The organism is Candidatus Binataceae bacterium (assembly GCA_035294265.1).
Lineage (GTDB): Bacteria > Desulfobacterota > Binatia > Binatales > Binataceae > DATGLK01.
Window position 1 is genome coordinate 26,344 of record DATGLK010000010.1, and the last position, 19,595, is coordinate 45,938.

18 protein-coding genes are annotated in these 19,595 nt (G+C 62.1%); 11 read left to right on the forward strand and 7 right to left on the reverse strand.

What is annotated here, in order from left to right; translation table 11 throughout:
* Window positions 1-7 precede the first annotated feature (7 nt).
* Window positions 8-841, forward strand: coding sequence for a polysaccharide deacetylase family protein (locus tag VKV28_01190; protein HLH75395.1), 834 nt, complete (start codon window positions 8-10; stop codon window positions 839-841).
* 10 nt (window positions 842-851) lie between these two features.
* On the opposite strand, the gene VKV28_01195 is transcribed toward VKV28_01190, so the two are convergent.
* The 4 genes from VKV28_01195 to VKV28_01210 all read right to left on the reverse strand — a co-directional run bounded on the left by VKV28_01195 (window position 852) and on the right by VKV28_01210 (window position 5,862).
* Window positions 852-2,243 (reverse strand): O-antigen ligase family protein, encoded by a 1,392-nt coding sequence (locus tag VKV28_01195; GenBank protein ID HLH75396.1) that lies wholly within the window; start codon window positions 2,241-2,243, stop codon window positions 852-854.
* 239 nt (window positions 2,244-2,482) lie between these two features.
* Complete coding sequence (locus tag VKV28_01200; GenBank protein ID HLH75397.1) at window positions 2,483-4,132, reverse strand: Ig-like domain-containing protein; 1,650 nt, start codon at window positions 4,130-4,132, stop codon at window positions 2,483-2,485.
* A 516-nt stretch (window positions 4,133-4,648) separates the two neighbouring features.
* The gene (locus VKV28_01205; protein HLH75398.1) at window positions 4,649-4,987 is read right to left on the reverse strand and encodes a hypothetical protein; all 339 of its coding nucleotides are present in this window, start codon (window positions 4,985-4,987) and stop codon (window positions 4,649-4,651) included.
* A 5-nt stretch (window positions 4,988-4,992) separates the two neighbouring features.
* Window positions 4,993-5,862 carry a TIGR03620 family F420-dependent LLM class oxidoreductase gene (locus VKV28_01210; protein ID HLH75399.1) on the reverse strand — a complete coding sequence of 290 codons (870 nt, stop codon included), beginning with the start codon at window positions 5,860-5,862 and terminating at the stop codon, window positions 4,993-4,995.
* Window positions 5,863-6,118: 256 nt separating this feature from the next.
* On the opposite strand from VKV28_01210, the gene VKV28_01215 reads away from it, so the two are divergent.
* Complete coding sequence (locus VKV28_01215) at window positions 6,119-6,796, forward strand: hypothetical protein (GenBank protein HLH75400.1); 678 nt, start codon at window positions 6,119-6,121, stop codon at window positions 6,794-6,796.
* A 5-nt stretch (window positions 6,797-6,801) separates the two neighbouring features.
* On the opposite strand, the gene VKV28_01220 is transcribed toward VKV28_01215, so the two are convergent.
* Window positions 6,802-8,046 carry an MFS transporter gene (locus VKV28_01220; GenBank protein HLH75401.1) on the reverse strand — a complete coding sequence of 415 codons (1,245 nt, stop codon included), beginning with the start codon at window positions 8,044-8,046 and terminating at the stop codon, window positions 6,802-6,804.
* Window positions 8,047-8,164: 118 nt separating this feature from the next.
* On the opposite strand from VKV28_01220, the gene VKV28_01225 reads away from it, so the two are divergent.
* Together VKV28_01225 and VKV28_01230 are read left to right on the forward strand one after the other, a co-directional pair.
* The gene (locus VKV28_01225) at window positions 8,165-8,668 is read left to right on the forward strand and encodes a DUF192 domain-containing protein (protein ID HLH75402.1); all 504 of its coding nucleotides are present in this window, start codon (window positions 8,165-8,167) and stop codon (window positions 8,666-8,668) included.
* Between the two features lie 9 nt (window positions 8,669-8,677).
* Entirely contained in the window at window positions 8,678-10,345 is a 1,668-nt protein-coding gene (locus tag VKV28_01230) for a glycosyltransferase family 39 protein (protein ID HLH75403.1), read from the forward strand.
* A gap of 36 nt (window positions 10,346-10,381) precedes the next feature.
* On the opposite strand, the gene VKV28_01235 is transcribed toward VKV28_01230, so the two are convergent.
* Window positions 10,382-10,633 carry a hypothetical protein gene (locus tag VKV28_01235; protein HLH75404.1) on the reverse strand — a complete coding sequence of 84 codons (252 nt, stop codon included), beginning with the start codon at window positions 10,631-10,633 and terminating at the stop codon, window positions 10,382-10,384.
* A 267-nt stretch (window positions 10,634-10,900) separates the two neighbouring features.
* Between VKV28_01235 and VKV28_01240 the strand changes: the two genes are divergently transcribed.
* The 7 genes from VKV28_01240 (at window position 10,901) to VKV28_01270 (ending at window position 18,699) form a co-directional block, all read left to right on the forward strand.
* Window positions 10,901-12,451, forward strand: a complete 1,551-nt coding sequence (locus VKV28_01240; protein HLH75405.1) for an acyl-CoA carboxylase subunit beta — start codon at window positions 10,901-10,903, stop codon at window positions 12,449-12,451.
* Window positions 12,452-12,473: 22 nt separating this feature from the next.
* Window positions 12,474-13,973 (forward strand): acetyl-CoA carboxylase biotin carboxylase subunit, encoded by a 1,500-nt coding sequence (locus VKV28_01245; protein HLH75406.1) that lies wholly within the window; start codon window positions 12,474-12,476, stop codon window positions 13,971-13,973.
* An 8-nt stretch (window positions 13,974-13,981) separates the two neighbouring features.
* Entirely contained in the window at window positions 13,982-14,473 is a 492-nt protein-coding gene (locus tag VKV28_01250; GenBank protein HLH75407.1) for a biotin/lipoyl-containing protein, read from the forward strand.
* A 16-nt stretch (window positions 14,474-14,489) separates the two neighbouring features.
* Window positions 14,490-16,160 (forward strand): methylmalonyl-CoA mutase family protein, encoded by a 1,671-nt coding sequence (locus VKV28_01255; protein HLH75408.1) that lies wholly within the window; start codon window positions 14,490-14,492, stop codon window positions 16,158-16,160.
* A 72-nt stretch (window positions 16,161-16,232) separates the two neighbouring features.
* The gene (locus VKV28_01260; GenBank protein ID HLH75409.1) at window positions 16,233-16,796 is read left to right on the forward strand and encodes an arginine decarboxylase, pyruvoyl-dependent; all 564 of its coding nucleotides are present in this window, start codon (window positions 16,233-16,235) and stop codon (window positions 16,794-16,796) included.
* Window positions 16,797-16,849: 53 nt separating this feature from the next.
* A complete protein-coding gene (gene hemQ / locus VKV28_01265) occupies window positions 16,850-17,689 on the forward strand; it encodes a hydrogen peroxide-dependent heme synthase (GenBank protein HLH75410.1) in 840 nt (279 codons plus the stop codon).
* 26 nt (window positions 17,690-17,715) lie between these two features.
* Entirely contained in the window at window positions 17,716-18,699 is a 984-nt protein-coding gene (locus tag VKV28_01270) for a quinone oxidoreductase (protein ID HLH75411.1), read from the forward strand.
* Between the two features lie 165 nt (window positions 18,700-18,864).
* Here VKV28_01270 and VKV28_01275 read toward each other — a convergent pair whose 3' ends face one another.
* Window positions 18,865-19,479 carry a class I SAM-dependent methyltransferase gene (locus tag VKV28_01275; GenBank protein HLH75412.1) on the reverse strand — a complete coding sequence of 205 codons (615 nt, stop codon included), beginning with the start codon at window positions 19,477-19,479 and terminating at the stop codon, window positions 18,865-18,867.
* Window positions 19,480-19,595 lie beyond the last annotated feature (116 nt).

The window sequence follows — 19,595 nt, forward strand, 5'->3', positions numbered from 1 at the left end:
CGCGCGGATGCCTCCGGCAAGGCGCCTGAACCGGATCATCAAGCTCCTGGCCGCCGGCCTATACTGGTGTGCGCTGGAGCTGCGCGACGCGGGCCTGCGCTGCCTGGGACGCCGGCCCCCAGCTCGGGTCACCGTCATTTACTATCATCAAGTCAAGGCCGACGAGCGCGCGCGCTTTGCCTGGCAAATGGAGCATTTGCGCCACTGGTGCAAGCCCATCCCAGCCGGTCACACCGGCCCCTTGGCAAGCGGGCGCTGGGTGGCGGTAACGGCCGATGACGGTTGGCTGAGTTTTGCGCAAAACGCTTTGCCCGAAGCCCTGTCCCGCGCTATCCCGGTTACCATTTTCGTGATTGCCGGCCACCTGGGCGACTCTGCCCCGCCGGTGCCGGACTGCGAAGGCGACCGTCTACTGTCTGGCGCCGAAGTCGCCGCCTTGAGCGGCCCAATGGTCACCATCGGCTGCCATACCCTCTCGCACCGCCTGATACCTGGCCTCAGCCACGCCGAAGCCTGGCGCGAACTGGCTCTCGCACGGCCGCCGCTGGAGGCCTGCAGTGGCGCGCCGGTGGATCTATTTGCCTTTCCCTTCGGTGAGTGCGATGGGCCCTCGTTGGAGCTATGCCGTCAGGCCGGCTATCGGCGAGCGTTCAGCGGGTTGCCGCAAGCGGCGATGCGCGAGCCCGCCGAATTCCTCAGCGGTCGAGTCCGTGTGGACCCCGACAATTGGCGGCTGGAGTTCCACTTAAAGGCCGTTGGCGGCTACGCCTGGGTAGGTCGCGCGATCCAGCTTCGCCGCCGTTTGCGGGCGCGGCTGGCAAAGCCTCCGATCTCGCCCTAAACCGCGCCCCTCAACCGCGCACCGCCTGCCACACCGCTCCGGCGCACGACGGTGGCGCCTCAGTCGCAGGTTGCGCCGCGTTCTTGACCCGCAGGCGCTGCAACTCCATCACGGCCCACACCAGGGTCAATAGAACGCCCTCGAAATATCGGCAGTCGGGCACTGATTCAGTCAGGTTGAAGAGCATCAGGGGCAAGAAGCCGACCAAGACGAGAGCGCGAAGCTGCCAGGGATCGCGGCTTGGGTAAAAACAATTGAGCGCTGGTCGCCACATGAAAAACAGCCAAAACAGCAGTGCCGGCAGACCCAGCCCGACTGCACGCGAGAGATAACCGTCGTGGATGGAGCTGTAGGCTCCCTCGCCCCAGACCATATCCCAGCTTTGAAAATCGGGCTGTGCAAAAATTTGACCGTCAACCTCGTAGCCGTAGCCCATCAACGGATGTTCTCCGATGCTCTTGAGGGCGTAGCTCCAGGCCACATTGCGCCCGGTGAAGGTCCCTAGACCGCGATTGGCATAGTTGAGCGAGGAGGGAACTTCCATCGCCGCCAAGGCCAGGCCCAATCCCATCACTCCCAACCCCAGCACGGCCTTGATGCGGTAGCGCCAGACCAGGTACGAGGCCCCCCCGAGCGCAACGGCAATAAGCGCCCCGCGTGAATCGGCCATCGCGGCCAGTACCACCGAACCTACCATCGCGACCGCACCAGCCGGCCGCGCCCAGCCTCGCAGGGTTGGCCAACAGGCGAAGCCCGCGGCCAGCGTGGTCAGCATCAAGGCCCCAATCTCGTTGGGCTGGCTAAAGATCCCTTCGAACCGTTCGATGCCGGTAGTCGGATCGTACAGCCAGGAAATGCCGGCCGGAAAAAAAGCCAGCACGATAAAGTTGACCAGTATCACCAGGCCGCAGCCCAGCATCAGCACCCCGATCGCCCGGCGGGCCTGAACCGGGTCGTCTATGGATTCAACGATCGCGCAGACGGCGCAAAATGGCAGCCACGAAGACAACGCGCGGCCCAAGGACACCTCGGGCAAGAGCGAATAAGCGGCGCTGAGCACGGCCCACAGCAGGTAGAGGCTGTAATCCCGAAAGCCCCCCTGCCACAGGAGCCTCGAGCGCCATACCCGCGGCAGTAGCGGGAGGCAAAACAGCGCTACCAAGGGATAGCGGATGAGCGCGCCCAGCGCCTGTTGCTGTTCGCCGACCACAGTGCTGGCGGTCAACGCCTCGATAATCACCAGCGGAAGTAATACCCAGTGAGGGTGACGGGTCGTGCAAGCGATGGTTTTAATCAGAACCACCCCACCCACTACTGCCCCCACCGCGATCACAGCGGAAGAAGGAAAAAGCAAATATCCCAACAAGCCAAGCAGAGCCGTAGTCGCCGCAATCGCAGCCATCCAATCACCTCGTCGGCCGGCGCACCACCCTGTGGAGCCAATTACTCAAACTGGCGACCGGGGCTTAAAGCCTAGACCTGGCGCACCATTCGGGACTGTCGTTGAAGATCGGCGAGGAACCAGAAACGGTCGTAATTGAGCGAGCGATTGGGTTTACAATGATTTCTTGTAACGCGCTCGCCGGCCTAAAACGAACGGGGAACACAGCCCGGCTTTAACTGCGCTCCCCGTCTCTCAGCTTAGAAGCCTGACTGGGCCCAAGTCTGGTCGTTCAGGATCTGTTGGACTTGCGAAATATAGCTTTGGGCGCCGCTGTCATACCATCCGCCGCTATACCACTGCCCCACGCATCCCCAGAGCATATAGTTAGTCCTGCCGGTCTGCGGATAACTTCCACTATCCAAATATGACATTTGACCGTCAAAACATGCACGCTGCTGAGCCAACTTATAATCGATGTTGAATGCAGTTGATTGTGCTGAGTAAGGCACTGTCGAAGGATAGTTGTTCGTAGTATCTTTAATTTGCATGATTCCCAAACTGATACCGTTGTCACCGTCGGCGCTTTGATGCCAATAACTTTCATTGACTGCAATCGAGCGCACCACGTTGGCGTCAAATCCCCACTTGCAGGCACCCCATTGCAGAATCTCATCAGTCGTCCCGGTAAAGTTTCCGGTTACCCGCTGCAAATAGGAGCCAGGTGCGCCACCCTCACCCGAAGCGACTATCGCATCGTAGTTTTGCAGCCACCAGCCCGGCGGCGTGGTCTGATTGTAACTGGCATTGCCCGGGCGCGGCTCCCAAGACGAGTACGAAATCATGCTCGCACATTGACTGCCACTGGGAAGCGACGAGCCGGGAGGCAGCGTACCCAGAGTGGCCAAATAAGAGGGGCCGCCCGAGGACGCGCCCGAACCCCCCGCTTGAGCGCTCGATGCGGAGCTGGTGCCGACATTTCCGCTACCGCCCGTAACCGTCACTGGGATCGAACTCTGAGCCATCACCTGAGAGCTGGAGTTAAAAGCCGTCACCGAAATGGTATGCTGGCCGTTGGTCGCTCCGCTGGCATTCCAGTTGAAACTGAAGGGCGGCGAGGACGCCAGGTAGTTGCCATCGACATACACATCCACCCATTCCACATTGCTCGCCGCCGACACGTCGATACCCACCGAGCCGGAAACCGAAGCGCCAGAGGAGGGAGCGGTAATCGACACCACGGAGGAGGAGTTCTGCGATAATGCCGTGGGCGAAGGGTTACTGTTGTTGACCGACACGTTGGTGGACGCTTCGCCCACCGGCGCATCACTGGAGTCAAAGCCACTTACCGAAATCGTATGGTTGCCGTCAGGGACTGAAGTGGAATCCCAACTAAAATCGTAGGGTGGCGATGAGGTCCAGTAGCTACCGTCTATGTATACATCAACCCAGTCCACGTTACTACCTACTTGGACATTGACCGGAACCGCCCCCGAGACCGTAGCTCCTGGCGAGGGTGTGCTGATTGCCACCGACCCGCCGGTGGTTTGGCCATTGGCTACTTGCACAGTAACCGCGGCGTAACCGTCGCCCTGATTGGCATTGTTATAGGCCTGGATAGAAATCGTATGATTGCCGTTGGGCACATTATTTGAGTTCCAAGAGAAATTGAACGGTGGAGATGAGGTAAGGTAGTTCCCGTCGATATATACGTCGACCCAGGCTACCGAGGCGCTGGGTTGGGCGGTAATCGTGACCGTTCCGTTGACGATGTTGCCGTCCGAAGGCGTGCTCAGACTGACCGAGGCCCAGGCCGAACCGCAGAGCGCAATCGCCTGTACCAGCGCAACTAGCCCCAAGGTGCCAAGCACCAACCCGACATGCCGTATCCAAACCTGCTTAAAAACCATTGACCACTGAGCTCCTCGCTGGCCGGCTGCTTGCCGGGCTGTGCGCTCGCCGCTTCTATTTGCCAACGCGCCGAGAAGCCGCGCGTTGGGCGAACCAAGCCAAAGACCTGGCAATCGAGCGAACGCCTGTTAGGCGAAAAACGGTTAACGCGGGTCTATTGCAGACCCCGGCCGTCAGCCAGCAAGCTGCATGCCCAAATCAGAGGCCAAGCTATGTAATGGGTTTTACGGATAGGCGATCGGAAGGTGAGTCAGAATCGGACGGCTTGCTACACATCAAGACATGAATTGAGACAAGATGACGTCAAAGTACACATGTAATAGTAAAGCTTCGTTACTTGGTAAGAAATGAGAGATTATCACATTAAAAAGTATAGAACAGGCTAGATGTTGGCGAAATAGATAGATTGAAAAGAGTAACTTTTTGTACCTTAAAGACGCGACATGGGGCGCCCTGGGCTGACCAACCGACCTCCGGTGATCGCCACGGCTCGGTGTCGGAAATGTCGTATGCAATTAACGCGTGGCGGGAGACGACGCCGCTTGGGAACCCAGGTGCCGATTGATCCGATCAGCGTCGGCGTCAATCGCTCGCGCCGCCGCCTGCGCCGCGACCGTGGCCCGTTGCGCCGCCGCGGTCGCCTGATCGGCCACCTGTTGCGCTTGCGCGGCGGCGGCCTCGGCCCGAGCAGCCGCGGCCTGGGCACGCGCCGCTTGCGCCTGGGCCTGGGCCAGCTGTTGCTGGGATGCACAGGCGGCCAGGCCCAGAGCGCCAGCCGCTATCAGCAGGCGCGAAGTCCACGCCCCGCTGCGCGCTCTCGTTGGCGAACCCGCGCTTGGCGCTTGCTTGACCACTGCGCTCAGCCCGGCGCCAGGGCGCTGAGCGCGCGAAAATCGGGCAAGGGACTTTTGTCCGCCCGCACGGGCAGGATGCACACGTGATTGGCCCCTTGGGCGTAGTGAGCGTCGAGGCGGGCGCGGATGCGGCTTTCATCGCCCCATGCCACCACGGCGTCAACCAAGCGATCGCTGCCGCCATTGGCGAAGTCTTGGTCGCCAAAGCCGAGATCCTTGAGCATGTTAACGTAATTTGGAGCACGCAGATAAACTTTCATGTAATTGCGCGCTCCCTCGCGTGCCAGCGCGGCATCGGATTCCAGGATCACCGCCTGGGCAGGGCATAGCCAAGCCTGAGGCCCCAGAATGGAACGAGCCTTGGCGGTGTGTTCAGGCGGAACGAAATAGGTATGGGCCCCGCGCGCTTGCGCGCCGGCCAAGCCCAACATCCGCGGAAAGAGCGCGGCTAACAGCACTGGTGGCTCTTCCTTGGGCTGAGCCGCCATATAGAGGCTGCTCTTCATCCGGGTCAAGTATTGGCTCATATAGGAGAAGGGCTTGTTGTAATCGAGCCCCCGCACGCGCAACAGGTGCTGATGGCTGACGCCAATACCCAGGATGAAACGGCCCTGCGACAGCTCTGCCAGGGTCCTGGCACCGGCATTCATGGTCATCGCATCGCGCGCCCAGATATTGGCGATACCGGTGGCTACAATCAGCCGTTGGGTGTTGGCCAGCAGATAGCCGCAGTGCGCGAACGGTTCGCGCCCCACCGCTTCGGGAATCCAAAGCGCCGAGTAGCCGAGCTTCTCGACTTGCCGCGCAAAATCTCGGCTCTGTACAGCATCCAGCGCATCCTGAAAGAACCAGACCCCGAGTCGGCCGATTTCCATAACACCACCCTCTGCAAATTCTGTAGCCCAGATCACGGCTCGAGGCGAGGGAAGCAAACCAACGCGCCGCTGACGACGCGCTGGTTCAGCCGAGGGCACACGCGTGATAAGCTTAGCGGGAAATCGCGCACTTATCGCTTCAGGTCAAGCTATGTTTTGCACCAAATGTGGCGCTGCTTTATCCCCCGATTCGGCTATCTGCCAGCGTTGCGGTGCGGCCAGGGGCGCCCGCGCAAGCTCACGCTTGCGGCGCGGGATGCTACTGGGAGTCGCGCTCTTCGGCCTGCTGGCCTTGGGCGCGATCATCGCGAGCCAATTGCTTCAGCCTCGGCGCACCGCCGCGGTCGCTGCCGCTCGCGATGCCAATATCCTTGAGGGCGCACATTCGGTGCGCCCTCACCTCTCCAATGCCGCCGCTGGGCCAGCGATGTCAGACCTTTTTCTGCTCCCCAAGGTTGATCAGGGCTTCGCCGGTAGTTGGGGCGGTCACGTTCAGATTCAAGCCGCGACCAGCCAGATGAGTTACGCACAAAGTTCCGACGTGGCAATGAGCTATTACTTCGGCGAGCGCAATGGGGTGGTTTTTCTCAAAACCAATGTCTATGGCGATCCGCAATGGCCAGTGGTCAAAACCGCGGTCAAAGTCATCGACCCAAAGACTATCGAATTTCGCCTTGATTCGCTCTGCCGTTCCTGCACACCCGAAGTCCGCCAGCAAGAAGTAACTCGGCTCACGCTTATCGATCACCAGCATATGCGGGCCCATTGCTACACTTATGCTTATAGCGTGGGCGATGGGCATGCTCAGCTTAACTACGAAGGCATCTTGCATCTGCTGACGCCAGCGGAACTGGCGGCGATCGATCGCGAGGTGCAGCGCGGAAACTCTTTGCTGTCCACCATCAACAGCAAGACAGCGCTGCCCAACAGTTGATGGTTTCAGCCCGCCGCGGCGGCAGACACCACTTGATCGGCGCTACCGCGAGCCGGAAAGACCATCATCGCGGCTAACGCGCCTAGCGCGATGATAAGCGAACAGAGCTCCAGCCCGGCGCGATAGTTGCCAGACACATCAAAGGCCTTGCCCAGCACCAGCGGCCCCATGGAATGGCCCGCCGCGCTGGCAAAGTAGAGCAACCCGGTGATGGTACCAAAGCGGCGCCGACCCAGCGCCTGCGCGGCTACCAGCGCCACCAGCATATCGGCTCCCTGATCGAAACCGAACAGGACCGTGAAACAGATAACCGGGAGTAGACCGAGGTGGGGCAGCCCCGCACCGACCAGGCAGAGAGCGCTCAGCGCCATCCCTAGAAACCCTGCCACCATCATCCGCTTGACCCCAAAGCGGTCGGCCAGAAACCCCATTGTGACGTGACCCAGGGCCGAGAAAGCGGCTTGAAAACCGAAGATATTGGCCGCCAGTTGGGCCGAGTAATGGACCGTAATCAGGTATGGGATCGCATGCACCACCATCGCGCCGTTGCCCAGGGTAAAGGCGACGTTGCCCACGACCAGCAGCCAGAAGGGCCAGGTCTTAAGCGCCGGGCCCAGATTTAGCCCCGCTAGCTCGACTCGATCCTGGTGAAGCTGGACGCGGCTGGAGTGGGTGTCAGGGGAGGTGCGGATGAAGAGCAAGGCGACGGGAACGGCCAGCACCAGCATCGGCAGCCCGGTGGCCAGCATGCCCACGCGCCATCCCCAACGCACGACCACCCAAGCCACCGCCGGCGAGCTGAGGGCGATGCCTAGCGAGATGCCGATTTCGCCCACGCCCACGGCGGTGGCGCTTTGCTCCTCGAACCAGTTGACCGCCGACACGATCAGCGGGACGTGGCCAGTGAAAGAGCAGCCCAGGCCGATTATTCCATACAAGCCGACCAGCGGCGCCAGGCTGTGGACTCGGCTGGCGACGAACAGCGCCAGCGCGGTCAGCATCGCCCCCACCGGCACCAACCAGCGCGCATTGAGCCGCTCTACTGACCAGCCTGCAATCGGGTTGGAGAGCGCTAGCCCGATCGCCCAGGCCGTGGTGATTAGGGAAACCTGGGCGCGGGTCCAGTGAAATTCACGCACCAGCGGAGTGATGAAAACCCCCATGGTGCCGATCGCGGCGCCCATCACCGTGACGTTGACCATCAGGAAAGCGATGACCACGATCCAGCCGCGCCGGGCGCTCTTCTCCATATCCGCCTTCAAATTGGAGGTGAAAAAATCGGCCCGAAGATACTCACAACGCCGCCTCGGCTGTCAACCGCTACGGCACAGAACTGGAATCGGCTCGGCGGCTGGCTAAAATGACCCGATGCTCAATCCTCATACCGATCCGCGCCGCTATCTGCGCTGGCGCTCCCTCTTGGCCCTGCTCCCCTTGCTGGCGTTGATGCCGGTAATGGGACCGGGATGCGATTCCAAGCAGCCGGCGGTGGCGATCGTCTCTCCCACTGGCCAACCACTGGCCACCCTCGTGGTGGAGATCGCGCGCACCCGGACCCAACGCGAGGTGGGACTGATGTTCCGCAAGCATTTGGGTGCTGACCGCGGGATGCTGTTTGTGTTCGCACAGCCCGCCCCGCAGGCCTTTTGGATGCACAACACTCTAATCCCGCTCGATATGCTGTTCGTGGGCGCCGACCGCCGGATCCTCGGAATCGTCGCCAACGCCACCCCGATGTCGGACCGTTCGCTTAGCGTGCAGGGCAACGCGCTCTATGTACTGGAGGTCAACGGCGGCTTTTGCGCCCGCCATGGAATTGCCGCGGGCGACCGGTTGCGATTTGTCAACTTCACGCCCAGTGCCGCGGACTGACCAATTCCGATGAGCCAGGCGCACGACAGCTCGCTCCGCTCGGCGCACGGTTTGGAACAACTCGAACCGTTGGCCACACGGATGACTTCAACCGGGCTGGCGGGAGTGGTCGCCACCGTCAGTGCGCTTTTGCTGCTGGGCCTAATCCTGGTGGCCGGCGTTGTGCTGCGCACCAGCCGTCTGGCTGAGGTGCCGGCGGGCTTCAACCAGGACGAGGCCTGCAACGGCTACGATGCCCTGTGTCTGCTGCGCACTGGGCGCGATCAGCATGGCAACCGCTTTCCCGTGCTGATCCAGGCTTTCAATGATTACCGCATGCCGCTGTTCGATTATTCGCTGATCGTTCCGGTGGCGATCGCGGGCCTGCACCCGGCCGTGGTGCGCGTGGGCGCGGCGCTGTGGGGATGCGCCGATCTGTTCGCGCTGGCGCTGCTGGCGGGGCTACTCGTCGGGCTGCGCGGCGCACTCATCGCCACTGCCCTAATGGCTTTTTCGCCCTGGCATCTGCCGCTGAGCCGGATGGGACACGAAGCTATTACCGCCAGCGCTACTGTCACCCTCGCGATGGCCTGTCTGTTGCTCGCCGTTCGCCGCCAGCGCGGCCGCTGGCTGCTGATGGCGGGCCTCTTCCTGGGCGCCGCGCTCTATTCCTACGCGATCACCAAGGCCTTCGTGCCATTGATGATGGTATGGATCGCTCTAATCTACTGGCGCCAACTCGCGGCGATGCGCCGCTGGGCGCTGGGCGCGGCCGCGCTGACCCTGCTCAGTGCTGTCCCGCAGGCACTTGTACTGTGGCGCCATCCCACACTGACCATGGCGCGTTATCATTCGATGGCGCCTGGCGCGGTGCTGCATCAAGACTTGGCTCACGTCGCGCTCATCATCGTCCACTCATGGGCGCTGAGCTTTGACCCTCGCTTTCTCTTCCTGCGCGGCAGCCCTTGGGTCGAACTCCATCCGCCCGGCTTCGGCCAGCTCCTGGTTGCGCAGGCGGTGATGCTGGGTTTGACGCTATGCGCGCTGAGCGAGGCGCGCTATCGGCGCCCGGTGATTTTTCTGTTGGGTTGGTTGTTCCTGGGCGCTCTGCCGGGAGCGTTGATTTTGCCTCGCTTCCATCCCCAGCACCTGATTCTAATGGTCACGCCGTTAATGCTGCTGTCAGCCGTGGGGATGGTTTTCCTCTTCGATTATCGCGGGGTGGGGGCCGGGCTGCGCGCTCTATCTGCGCTGCTGGTTTTGCTAATTGCGATGGTCCAGGCGGTGCGCTTCGTTAGTTTTTATTTCACCTTCTATCCAGCCCTGGCTGCCTACCAATTCCAATACGGGCTCGGACCGGCGGTGCAATGGATCGTGCGGGCTCACCCCAGCGGGCCGATAGTGATAAGCGACCGGATCAATCAGCCCTATATTTATGTCTTGTTTTTTACCGCCTACCCGCCCGCTCGCTTTCAACAGCAGGCCCGCGATCAGAGCCCGGAGCTGTTCGCTCCAGTGCGCCATTTCGATCGTTACTACTTCACCGATCCCGCCGTCGCTTACGCCCGTCTAACTCACGGGGCGTTTCTGTTCACCGGCTATGAGGATACTCCCGCGCCACCCACGAGCGTGGTGCCGGGACTTGCCGGGGCCCCCGGCTACCAGGCCTATCCGGCATACAAGATTTTGCTGAAATAGGCTCCGCCCCCTCGGCGTTAGGCAAGCGGAACCAAATCAGGACTGTTGGCCAAGCCGAACAGCGGCTTCGAGCGCGGCTAGCCGTTCGCGGATATCCAGGGTTTGGTCAATGCGCCGCGTGGTTTCCGAGGCGCGCTCCTTGAGCGTCTCGATCCGATCATCAACTGAGCCAAAGCCCGCGCGCATTTCGCGACGCAGCCCGTCGAGACGTTCGTCAAACGACCGCGTCCCAGCCTGCATTTCAACGCGCAGCGACTCGACTTTGGTGTCGACTGCGCCAATCTTCATGTCCAGCGCACCGATTTTAGTATCCAGTGCAGTGATCTCGCTCTTGACTCCACCGATCTCGCCCCTGACTGCGGTTATATCGCCCTTGATCCGTTCAAGTTCGGGGCGAACAGGTCTTGGATCGCCTGCTTGACGGCGTCGTAGGTGCTTTTCAGGGGCATGGTTTGAACTGTACCTTAATTTTCCAGCTTTCGGAAAGGCGCGGCTCCCTCGCTAGTGGTCTTGCTTTGACAGCGGGCACGCGCCTTGCTTGGATGACAACTTGCGATGGGTGCTAAAGAAAATTTGCAGCGGATGGAAGAATTGGAGCGCCAGGCCGAGGCCGGCGGCGGCGCGGCCCGGCTGGAGCGCCAGCGCGCGGGTGGACGGCTGAGCGCGCGCGAACGAGTCGAGGTACTGCTGGATGCCGAATCCTTTGTCGAGTTGGACAAGTTTAAAACCCATCGCGCTAGCGATTTCGGGATGGATCAGCGACGCATCCCCGGCGACGGCGTAGTCACCGGCTATGGTCGCATCGACGGCCGCCAAGTGTGCGTCTTCTCCCAGGATTTCACCGTCTTTGGTGGCAGTCTGTCGGGCGCGTTTGCCGAAAAGATTTGTAAAGTCATGGATTTGGCCACCAGCGTGGGCTGCCCGATCATTGGACTCAACGATTCCGCCGGCGCCCGCATTCACGAGGGCGTGGTCTCGCTGGCCGGTTACGCCGATATCTTCTTGCGCAATGTGATGGCCTCCGGAGTGGTGCCGCAAATTTCGGCAATCATGGGGCCGTGCGCTGGCGGCGCGGTCTATTCGCCGGCGATGACCGACTTCGTAGTGATGGTGGAACATAGCTCCTACATGTTCATCACCGGTCCCGACGTGATCCGAGCCACCACTCACGAAGAGGTTACGATGGAACAGCTCGGCGGCGCCGACACCCATGCGCTGCGCTCGGGGGTCTGCCATTTGCAGCAACCCGACGATCGCTCGGCCCTGCTAGCTATCCGCCGTTTACTTGGCTTCATGCCACCCAACAACCTGGAAGATCCACCGGCACGCGCCAGCGGCGACGACCCGCAACGTCGTGACCCCGAATTGGACACGCTCGTGCCCGAAAACCCGACCAAGCCCTACGACATGCGCGACATTATCCGCCGGGTGGTCGACCAAGGTGAATTCTTCGAACTTCAGTCGCGCTATGCGCAGAATATCTTAATTGGCTTTGCCCACTTAGGCGGTTACTCGGTGGGTGTGGTCGCCAATCAACCGGCGGTTTTGGCCGGTTGCCTGGATATCGACGCCTCGGTGAAAGCTGCTCGCTTCGTGCGTTTTTGCGATTGCTTCAATATTCCGCTGGTCACCTTTGTCGATGTGCCGGGATTCCTGCCGGGTACCGCGCAGGAATTCGGCGGAATTATCAAGCATGGCGCCAAACTGTTGTACGCCTATTGCGAGGCCACCGTACCCAAGGTCACGGTCATCACACGCAAGGCTTACGGCGGCGCCTACGACGTGATGTCCTCCAAGCATCTGCGCGGCGATTTCAACTTCGCCTATCCCAGCGCGGAAATCGCAGTAATGGGACCCGAGGGGGCGATCAACATCATATTTCGCGACCAGCTCAAGCAGGCTTCCGATGAAGTCGCCGAGCGCGCCCGCCTGACCGAGGAATACCGGCGTGCCTTCGCCAATCCTTTCAAGGCCGCCGAGTTGGGCTACGTGGACGAAGTACTGCGTCCGCGCGATACCCGCCCGCGACTGATTGCTTCGCTGCGCGCGCTGGAAAACAAGCGCCAGCACAACCCGCCGCGCAAGCACGGCAATATTCCATTGTGACGCCTGCAAGACCCTCGCCGCCATGTTCAAACGCATCCTAATCGCCAATCGTGGCGAGATAGCCCTACGCGTGATGCGAGCTTGCCGCGATCTGGGAATCGAGAGCGTGGCGGTTTTTTCCGAACCCGACCGGACCGCCGCGCACGTTCTGGCCGCCGACCTGGCGCTGCCCATCGGCCCTGCGCCGGCCGCCGAGAGTTATTTGAATACGTCACGTCTGATTGAAGCGGCCCGGCGCGTCGGGGTGCAGGCGATTCATCCCGGCTACGGCTTTTTGTCGGAGAACGCGCGCTTTGCCCGTGCCGTAAACGAAGCTGGGCTGGTCTTTATCGGCCCCTCGCCCGAAGCGATCGAGCAAATGGGCGACAAGGTCGCGGCGCGCCGTCTGATGGCGGCTGCCGGCGTGCCGGTGGTCCCTGGTTCGCCGGGGCTGGTGGCCGACGAAGCAGCAGTCCGGGCCACTATCAAGGAAATCGGGCTGCCGATCATGCTCAAGGCGGCCGGCGGCGGCGGGGGCAAAGGGATGCGCCTGGTGGAGGAGGAAAAGGACCTCGGCCCCGCGATCCGCGCGGTCATGGGCGAGGCACGCTCAGCTTTCGGCGACGCCCGCTTTTACGTTGAACGCTTCATTCGTCAACCCCATCATATCGAGTTCCAGATCTTTGCCGATCAAACCGGCCGCACCGTCCATCTGTTCGAACGCGAATGCTCTATTCAACGCCGCAACCAGAAGGTGGTGGAGGAAAGTCCTTCGCCGGTAATGACGCCCGCCTTGCGTGCCGCGATGGGCGCGATTGCGGTCAAGGCGGCCCAGGCGGTCAATTACACGGGAGCCGGAACTATCGAATTTCTGCTCGATAGCCAGCGCAATTTTTATTTTCTGGAGATGAATACTCGAATCCAGGTCGAGCATCCGATCACCGAGCTGGTAACCGGCACCGATTTGGTGCGCGCACAGATAGAGGTTGCCGCCGGGCTGCCGCTGCCCTTTCGCCAGGAGGAGCTGAGACAATCGGGATGGGGGCTGGAATGCCGCATCTACGCCGAGGACGCACGCCATGACTTCGCCCCAGCTCCAGGCAGAATCACGCGCTTGCGCCTGCCCGAAGGCCCCGGTGTACGCAACGATTGCGGCGTGCGCGAGGGCGGCGAAGTCTCTACCTATTACGATCCAATGATCGCCAAACTGGCGGTGTGGGGCAGCGATCGAGCCCAGGCGCTCAGCCGAATGCGCCGGGCACTGGGCGAGTACGAGATCGGCGGCAGCTTGCACACCAATCTGGAATTCCATCGCTGGCTGATGGACCATCCCCGCTTCTTGGCCGGCGATTACGACGTCGGCTTCGTCCACGACGAGTACCATCCGCAGCCAACCGAGCCGGTGGAACCGCCCTTGCTGGCGGCAGCGCTGGCGGCCGCTTTAGCTACCAGGCGCCGCGCCCACAGCGGGCCCGGCGCACGAGCGGAGACGGGCTCGGCCTGGAAGACTCTAAGCCGGCTGCAATGGCTTCAGCGCCGTTAGGCGAGGAAATGAAACGCAGCGGTTCGGTAAATGGCGAAGTGTTTGAATTCAGCGCGCATGAAACGGCACCTGACAACTGGCGCGTGGAACTCAACGGCGTTGCTTACGAGCTCGAATTGCAAGAGCTTTTCCCCGGGTGCTTTTCCATCCTGCTTGATGGCCGTTCGCTGCTTGCGGACCTGACTGCCCATGACGACAGCTTCGAAATTCAGATCGCGGGACAGACGTTGCGGCTCGATCTCGGCGCGGCCCGTGCCGCCGCTCCGCGCCAGGCCCAGGCGGGCGGAGCGCTGGAAATCAAAGCTATGATGCCCGGTCGGGTGGTGGAAGTTCTAGTCACTGCGCAAAAGCTGGTCGAGGCCGAACAGGGCTTGGTGGTGATCGAGGCAATGAAGATGGAGAATGAAATTCGGGCACCACGGGCCGGTCGGATCCTCGCGATCAAAGTAACCGCCGGGCAAACCGTCGAAACCGGACAGGTCCTGATGGTCCTGGAATAATCGGGTGAGGTCGGCGATGGCGGAAGAAAAGGAGTTGGCACAGGCGCGCCGCCGCTGGCAGGAGCAAGTGCTGGAGCCGGCCCTAGCGCGCAGCGGCGAGCGACGCGAACGCTTCACCACCAGCTCGGACCTGGAGGTGCATCGGCTGTACGACCCGACCGATCTGAGCGAGTTCGACTACCTGCGCGACCTCGGGTTTCCCGGCCAATACCCGTTCACCCGCGGAGTTCAGCCCACGATGTATCGCGGGCGGCTGTGGACGATGCGCCAGTATGCCGGCTACGGCACCGCCGAGGAGGCCAATCGCCGTTACCGTTTCCTCTTCGAGCAGGGACAGACCGGCCTATCGGTCGCCTTCGATCTACCCACTCAGATGGGCCGTGACGCCGACCATCCGCTGGCCCAGGGCGAAGTGGGCCGGGTCGGAGTGGCGATCAGTGCGCTGCCCGACATGGAGCAGCTGCTGGAGGGACTGCCGCTGGACCGGATCTCGACCTCGATGACGATTAACGCGACCGCCGCCGTCCTGCTGGCTCTCTACCTGGTGGTGGCGCAGCGGCGCGGGGTGGCATGGAGCAAGCTCAACGGCACGATTCAGAATGACATCCTCAAGGAATATGTCGCGCGGGGCACCTATATCTATCCTCCGCGCCCCTCGATGCGGCTGATTACCGATATTTTCGGCTTCACCAGCCGCGAGGTGCCCAATTGGAACCCCATTTCGATTTCCGGCTACCATATCCGCGAGGCTGGCTCGACCGCGGCCCAGGAGTTGGCCTTCACTCTGGCCAACGCCATCGCCTACGTTGAAGCAGCGCTAGCGGCGGGGCTGGCTGTGGATAGCTTCGCGCCGCGCCTGTCGTTCTTTTTCAACGTCCACAATAATTTCTTCGAGGAGATCGCCAAATTTCGCGCCGCGCGCCGGATGTGGGCCCAAATCATGCGGCAGCGTTTTGGCGCCCGCCTGGCTCATTCGATGGCCTTACGCTTTCATGCCCAGACCGCTGGCATGACGCTGGCCGCTCACCAGGTCGACAACAACGTGGTGCGGGTGACCCTGCAAGCGCTGGCCGCGGTTTTGGGCGGAACGCAATCGCTGCACACCAACGCCAAGGACGAGGCGCTGGCGCTGCCGACTGAGGCCTCGGCCCTGCTCGCCCTGCGCACCCAACAGGTAATCGCGCACGAGAGCGGGGTCGATAGCACCGTCGATCCGCTGGCCGGCTCCTATTTCGTGGAGCGGCTTACGAGCGATTTGGAAGCCCAGGCATTGCACTACCTTGCGCGAATCGACGAGCTGGGTGGCGCGGTGGCGGCAATCGAGCAAGGATACCTGCAGCGCGAGATTCAAAACGCGGCCTATCGCTACCAGCGCGAGATCGAAAGCGGTCAGCGCGTCGTGGTCGGAGTCAACCGGTATCGCAGTCACGAGGAAGTGCCGATCGAGGTCCTGCGCGTCGATCCCGAGTTGGAGCAAAAACAGCATGAGCGCTTGGCGCAGTTGCGCGCCGGGCGCGACCGCGTCGCGACCGCGCGCGCGTTGGCTGGAGTCGAGCGCGCCGCCCGGGCGGGCGACAATCTGCTGCCCGCGATTCTGGAGGCGGTGCGCGCGCTGGCCACGGTGGGTGAAATCGCCGACGCTTTGCGCGCGGTATTTGGCGAATATCGTCCGGGGCGGGAGTTTTAATCCGCTCCTCTATTGCGAGAGCGCGCCCTCGCATTCATCATAGAATTCAATCGCAAGGGGAGAAGAACCAGCATGGGGCCAGTCGGCAACGCAGTCTTTCTGACCAGAGGCGTGGGCAAGCACCGCGAGAAGCTCACTTCCTTTGAGTTAGCGTTGCGCGCCGCCGGCATTGCCGAGTACAACCTGGTGCGGGTCAGCTCGATCTTTCCGCCCAACTGCCGGCTCATCCCGCAACAAGAAGGGCTGAAGTACCTCACCCCCGGCCAGATCGTGTATACGGTGATGCACGACAACGCGACTAACGAACCCCACCGGTTGATGGCGGCCTCGGTCGGGCTGGCGATTCCCGCCAATCCCTCCCAGTACGGCTACTTGTCTGAGCATCACAGCTACGGCGAAACCGAGCAGAAGGCGGGCGACTATGCCGAGGATCTGGCGGCCTCGATGCTGGCCACGATTCTGGGTGTGGACTTCGATCCCAACGTGGGTTACGACGAGCGCAAGGATATTTGGCGGATGTCGGACAAAATCGTCACCACCCGCAACGTTACCCAATCCGCGATCGGCGATCGTGACGGTCTGTGGACCACGGTGGTGGCGGCCGCGGTCTTCGTGGTCGTACCCGACAACCGCTAATTAAGGCAACTTGCTTTCGTCGCGGGCTCAACCGACGCAGGCAGCGCACTGATATGAGCGAAGCCAAAACAGCCCCAGGCGGTGCGCAAACAGCGCTGCCACCCGAGCCGCTGACCCTGGACGGGGCAGCGATTTTGCATCAGATGGTGCGGGTTAACTGGGCGGCCTGGAAAAGGCTTGATCCCCAGATCCGTCGCCAAGCATGCGCCCAAGCCGAAACCCTGTTGGCACAAACCGCCTCCGGCTCCAGTGCCCTGTTTTCCCTGCTCGGCCACAAGGGCGATCTGATGCTGGTCCATTTCCGCCCTGATTTCGCGGCCCTCCAGGAGGCCGAGCGCCAATGGCAGGGGCTGGCGCTGGCGGATCTGTGCGAATACGCCGGCTCTTACCTATCGGTAGTGGAACTCGGGCTGTACGAAGCTTCACTCAAGCTCTACCAAGCCCTGGCGCGGGAGGGGATCGCCCCCGGCAGTCCGCCATGGAGCGAGCGGGTGAGCGCCGAGCGCGCGCGCTTGCGCGAATTGATGGCCGGGCGGTTGTCGCCCCCCATCCCCCAGCGCCGCTACCTGTGCTTTTATCCAATGGACAAGCGCCGGGGCGAGCAACGCAATTGGTACGAATTGCCCATCGCGCGACGCCAGGAACTGATGCACGACCACGGGCTTATCGGGCGCAAGTACGCGGGTCAGGTAACTCAGATAATTTCCGGATCGATCGGCCTGGATGATTGGGAATGGGGCGTCGATCTTTTCGCCGACGACCCCCTGGTCTTCAAAAAGCTTATCTACGAGATGCGCTTTGACAGCGCCAGCGCCGCTTACGCCGCGTTTGGAACCTTCTATCTGGGGCTGCGTATTGCCCCGGGCGAATTGGCCCACGCACTCCTGGCCTGACCAGGCTGCATCCCAGGGAGCGAATTTTGGCCACCGCAATCGTCGTACAGCGCCACGGCGGGCCTGAAGTCCTGCAATACCACGAGTTGGAACTGCGCCCCCCGGCGGCGGGCGAGGTCGTCGTGCGCCATACCGTAATCGGGGTCAACTTCGCCGACATCTATCAGCGCACCGGTCAGTTCGGTGAAGAAGACTCTCCGCCCCTGCCTCTCATCCCGGGAATCCAAGGTGGCGGTGTGGTGATCGCGCTGGGCCCCGGCGTGAGCGGATTTAAAGAAGGCGACCGGGTGGCCTATCCGGGGCCGATCGGATCGTACGCAAGCGAGCGGGTAATCGCGGCCGATCGACTGGTCAAACCCCCGCCCGACCTCGACGACGAAACTGTGGCGGCAGCGATGGTGCGCGGCTTGACCGCCGAATACCTTTTGCGGCGGCTCTACCGCGTCCAGCCCGGCGACACCATCCTGGTCCACGCCGCGGCGGGCGGAGTCGGGATGATCCTTTGCCAATGGGGGAAATATCTGGGTGCCACGGTGATCGGCACCGTCAGCACGCTGGCCAAGGCCGAATTGATCCGCGGCCTGGGCTGCGACCATCCCATCGTCTATACCCAAGAAGACTTTGTCGAGCGGGTGATGGATCTGACCGGCGGTAAAGGGGTGGACGTGGTTTACGACAGCGTGGGGCGCGACACTTTCGCCGGTTCGCTGCGATGCCTGCGGCCGCGCGCAATGGCAATCAACTACGGCACTGCCTCAGGCCAAGTCGAGCCCTTGCCCCTGCAACGCCTGCACCGCAAAGCGCTAATCGTCACACGTCCCACGCTACCGGCCTGGATCGCCACGCGCGCGGAGCTCGACACCGCCGTGGAAGCGGTCTTCGACGCGCTGCGGCGCAAGATCTTCTCGGTTCCCATCACCGCGCGCTATCCCCTGGCCCAGGCTGCCGAGGCCCATCGTGCGCTGGAGAGCCGCGCCACCACTGGCGCGCTGGTCCTCCTTGCTCAATAGCGCCGACTGAGCCGCAACGAGAAGCCCAGTTCGCTCGGACTACTGGCTTGCGTTTATGGCCTTGGCCTGCGCTGAGCGGGCAGGGCACAAAGTCTGGCCGGCGCATTGGCAAATTCGATTGAAATGGGACCGGTGCGGGCCCAGCGGCTCGCACCGCGTCTCCAGCTATTTGCTGGCGACCAGGATTGCGGCTGGCGACTGGTCGTGTCGCCAAGGTGCCTCACAGTGTCGAAAGCCCGCCTGCTCCAGCCATTGCAGATGGGCGTCGATACCCCCTGGAGCCAAGCCCGCCAAGTCGTAATCCAGAAACAGTCCGCCGGGCTTGAGAACTCCATGAATCGCGCGATAGACCGCACTCATCGCGGCCGGCGCCCGCAGATTGTGAATGGCCAGCCCGGAGACGACTAGGTCGAAGGGACCACCCACCCGGGAACTCCAGGCGGGGTCAGTCAAGTCCGCCAGCACGTAGCGGATTTTAGCGGCATGAGCGGTAAGGCGGGCGCGTGCCTGCTCGAACATCGGCGCGGAGTAATCCTGCAGCGTCACCCGCGCGTGGGGAAAACGGCGGCAAACCTCCTCGGTGACCAAGCCATACCCGGCCCCAACGTCCAGCACTTCCAGGGCTGCATCGGTCGGGAAAGGAGCCAGCGCTAGCATTCGTGCCAGCAACGGCCGCCGCTCATCGTCGCGCGTGACGTCACGCGCGATCCATTCAGCTACATACTCGGCTGAGTGCCAGTCGTGCTCTCCCATCGGAGGATGACCTGCGGGCGATTCCATTTTTGCACCTCGGCGTTTTTTGACCTCAGCAAAAATCCAGGCCCCGACCCCACGGTAGGATAGTACGACAGACGTCCAGCCGACAAAAGCCGCACCCGTGGAGTTGGCCGATCGCG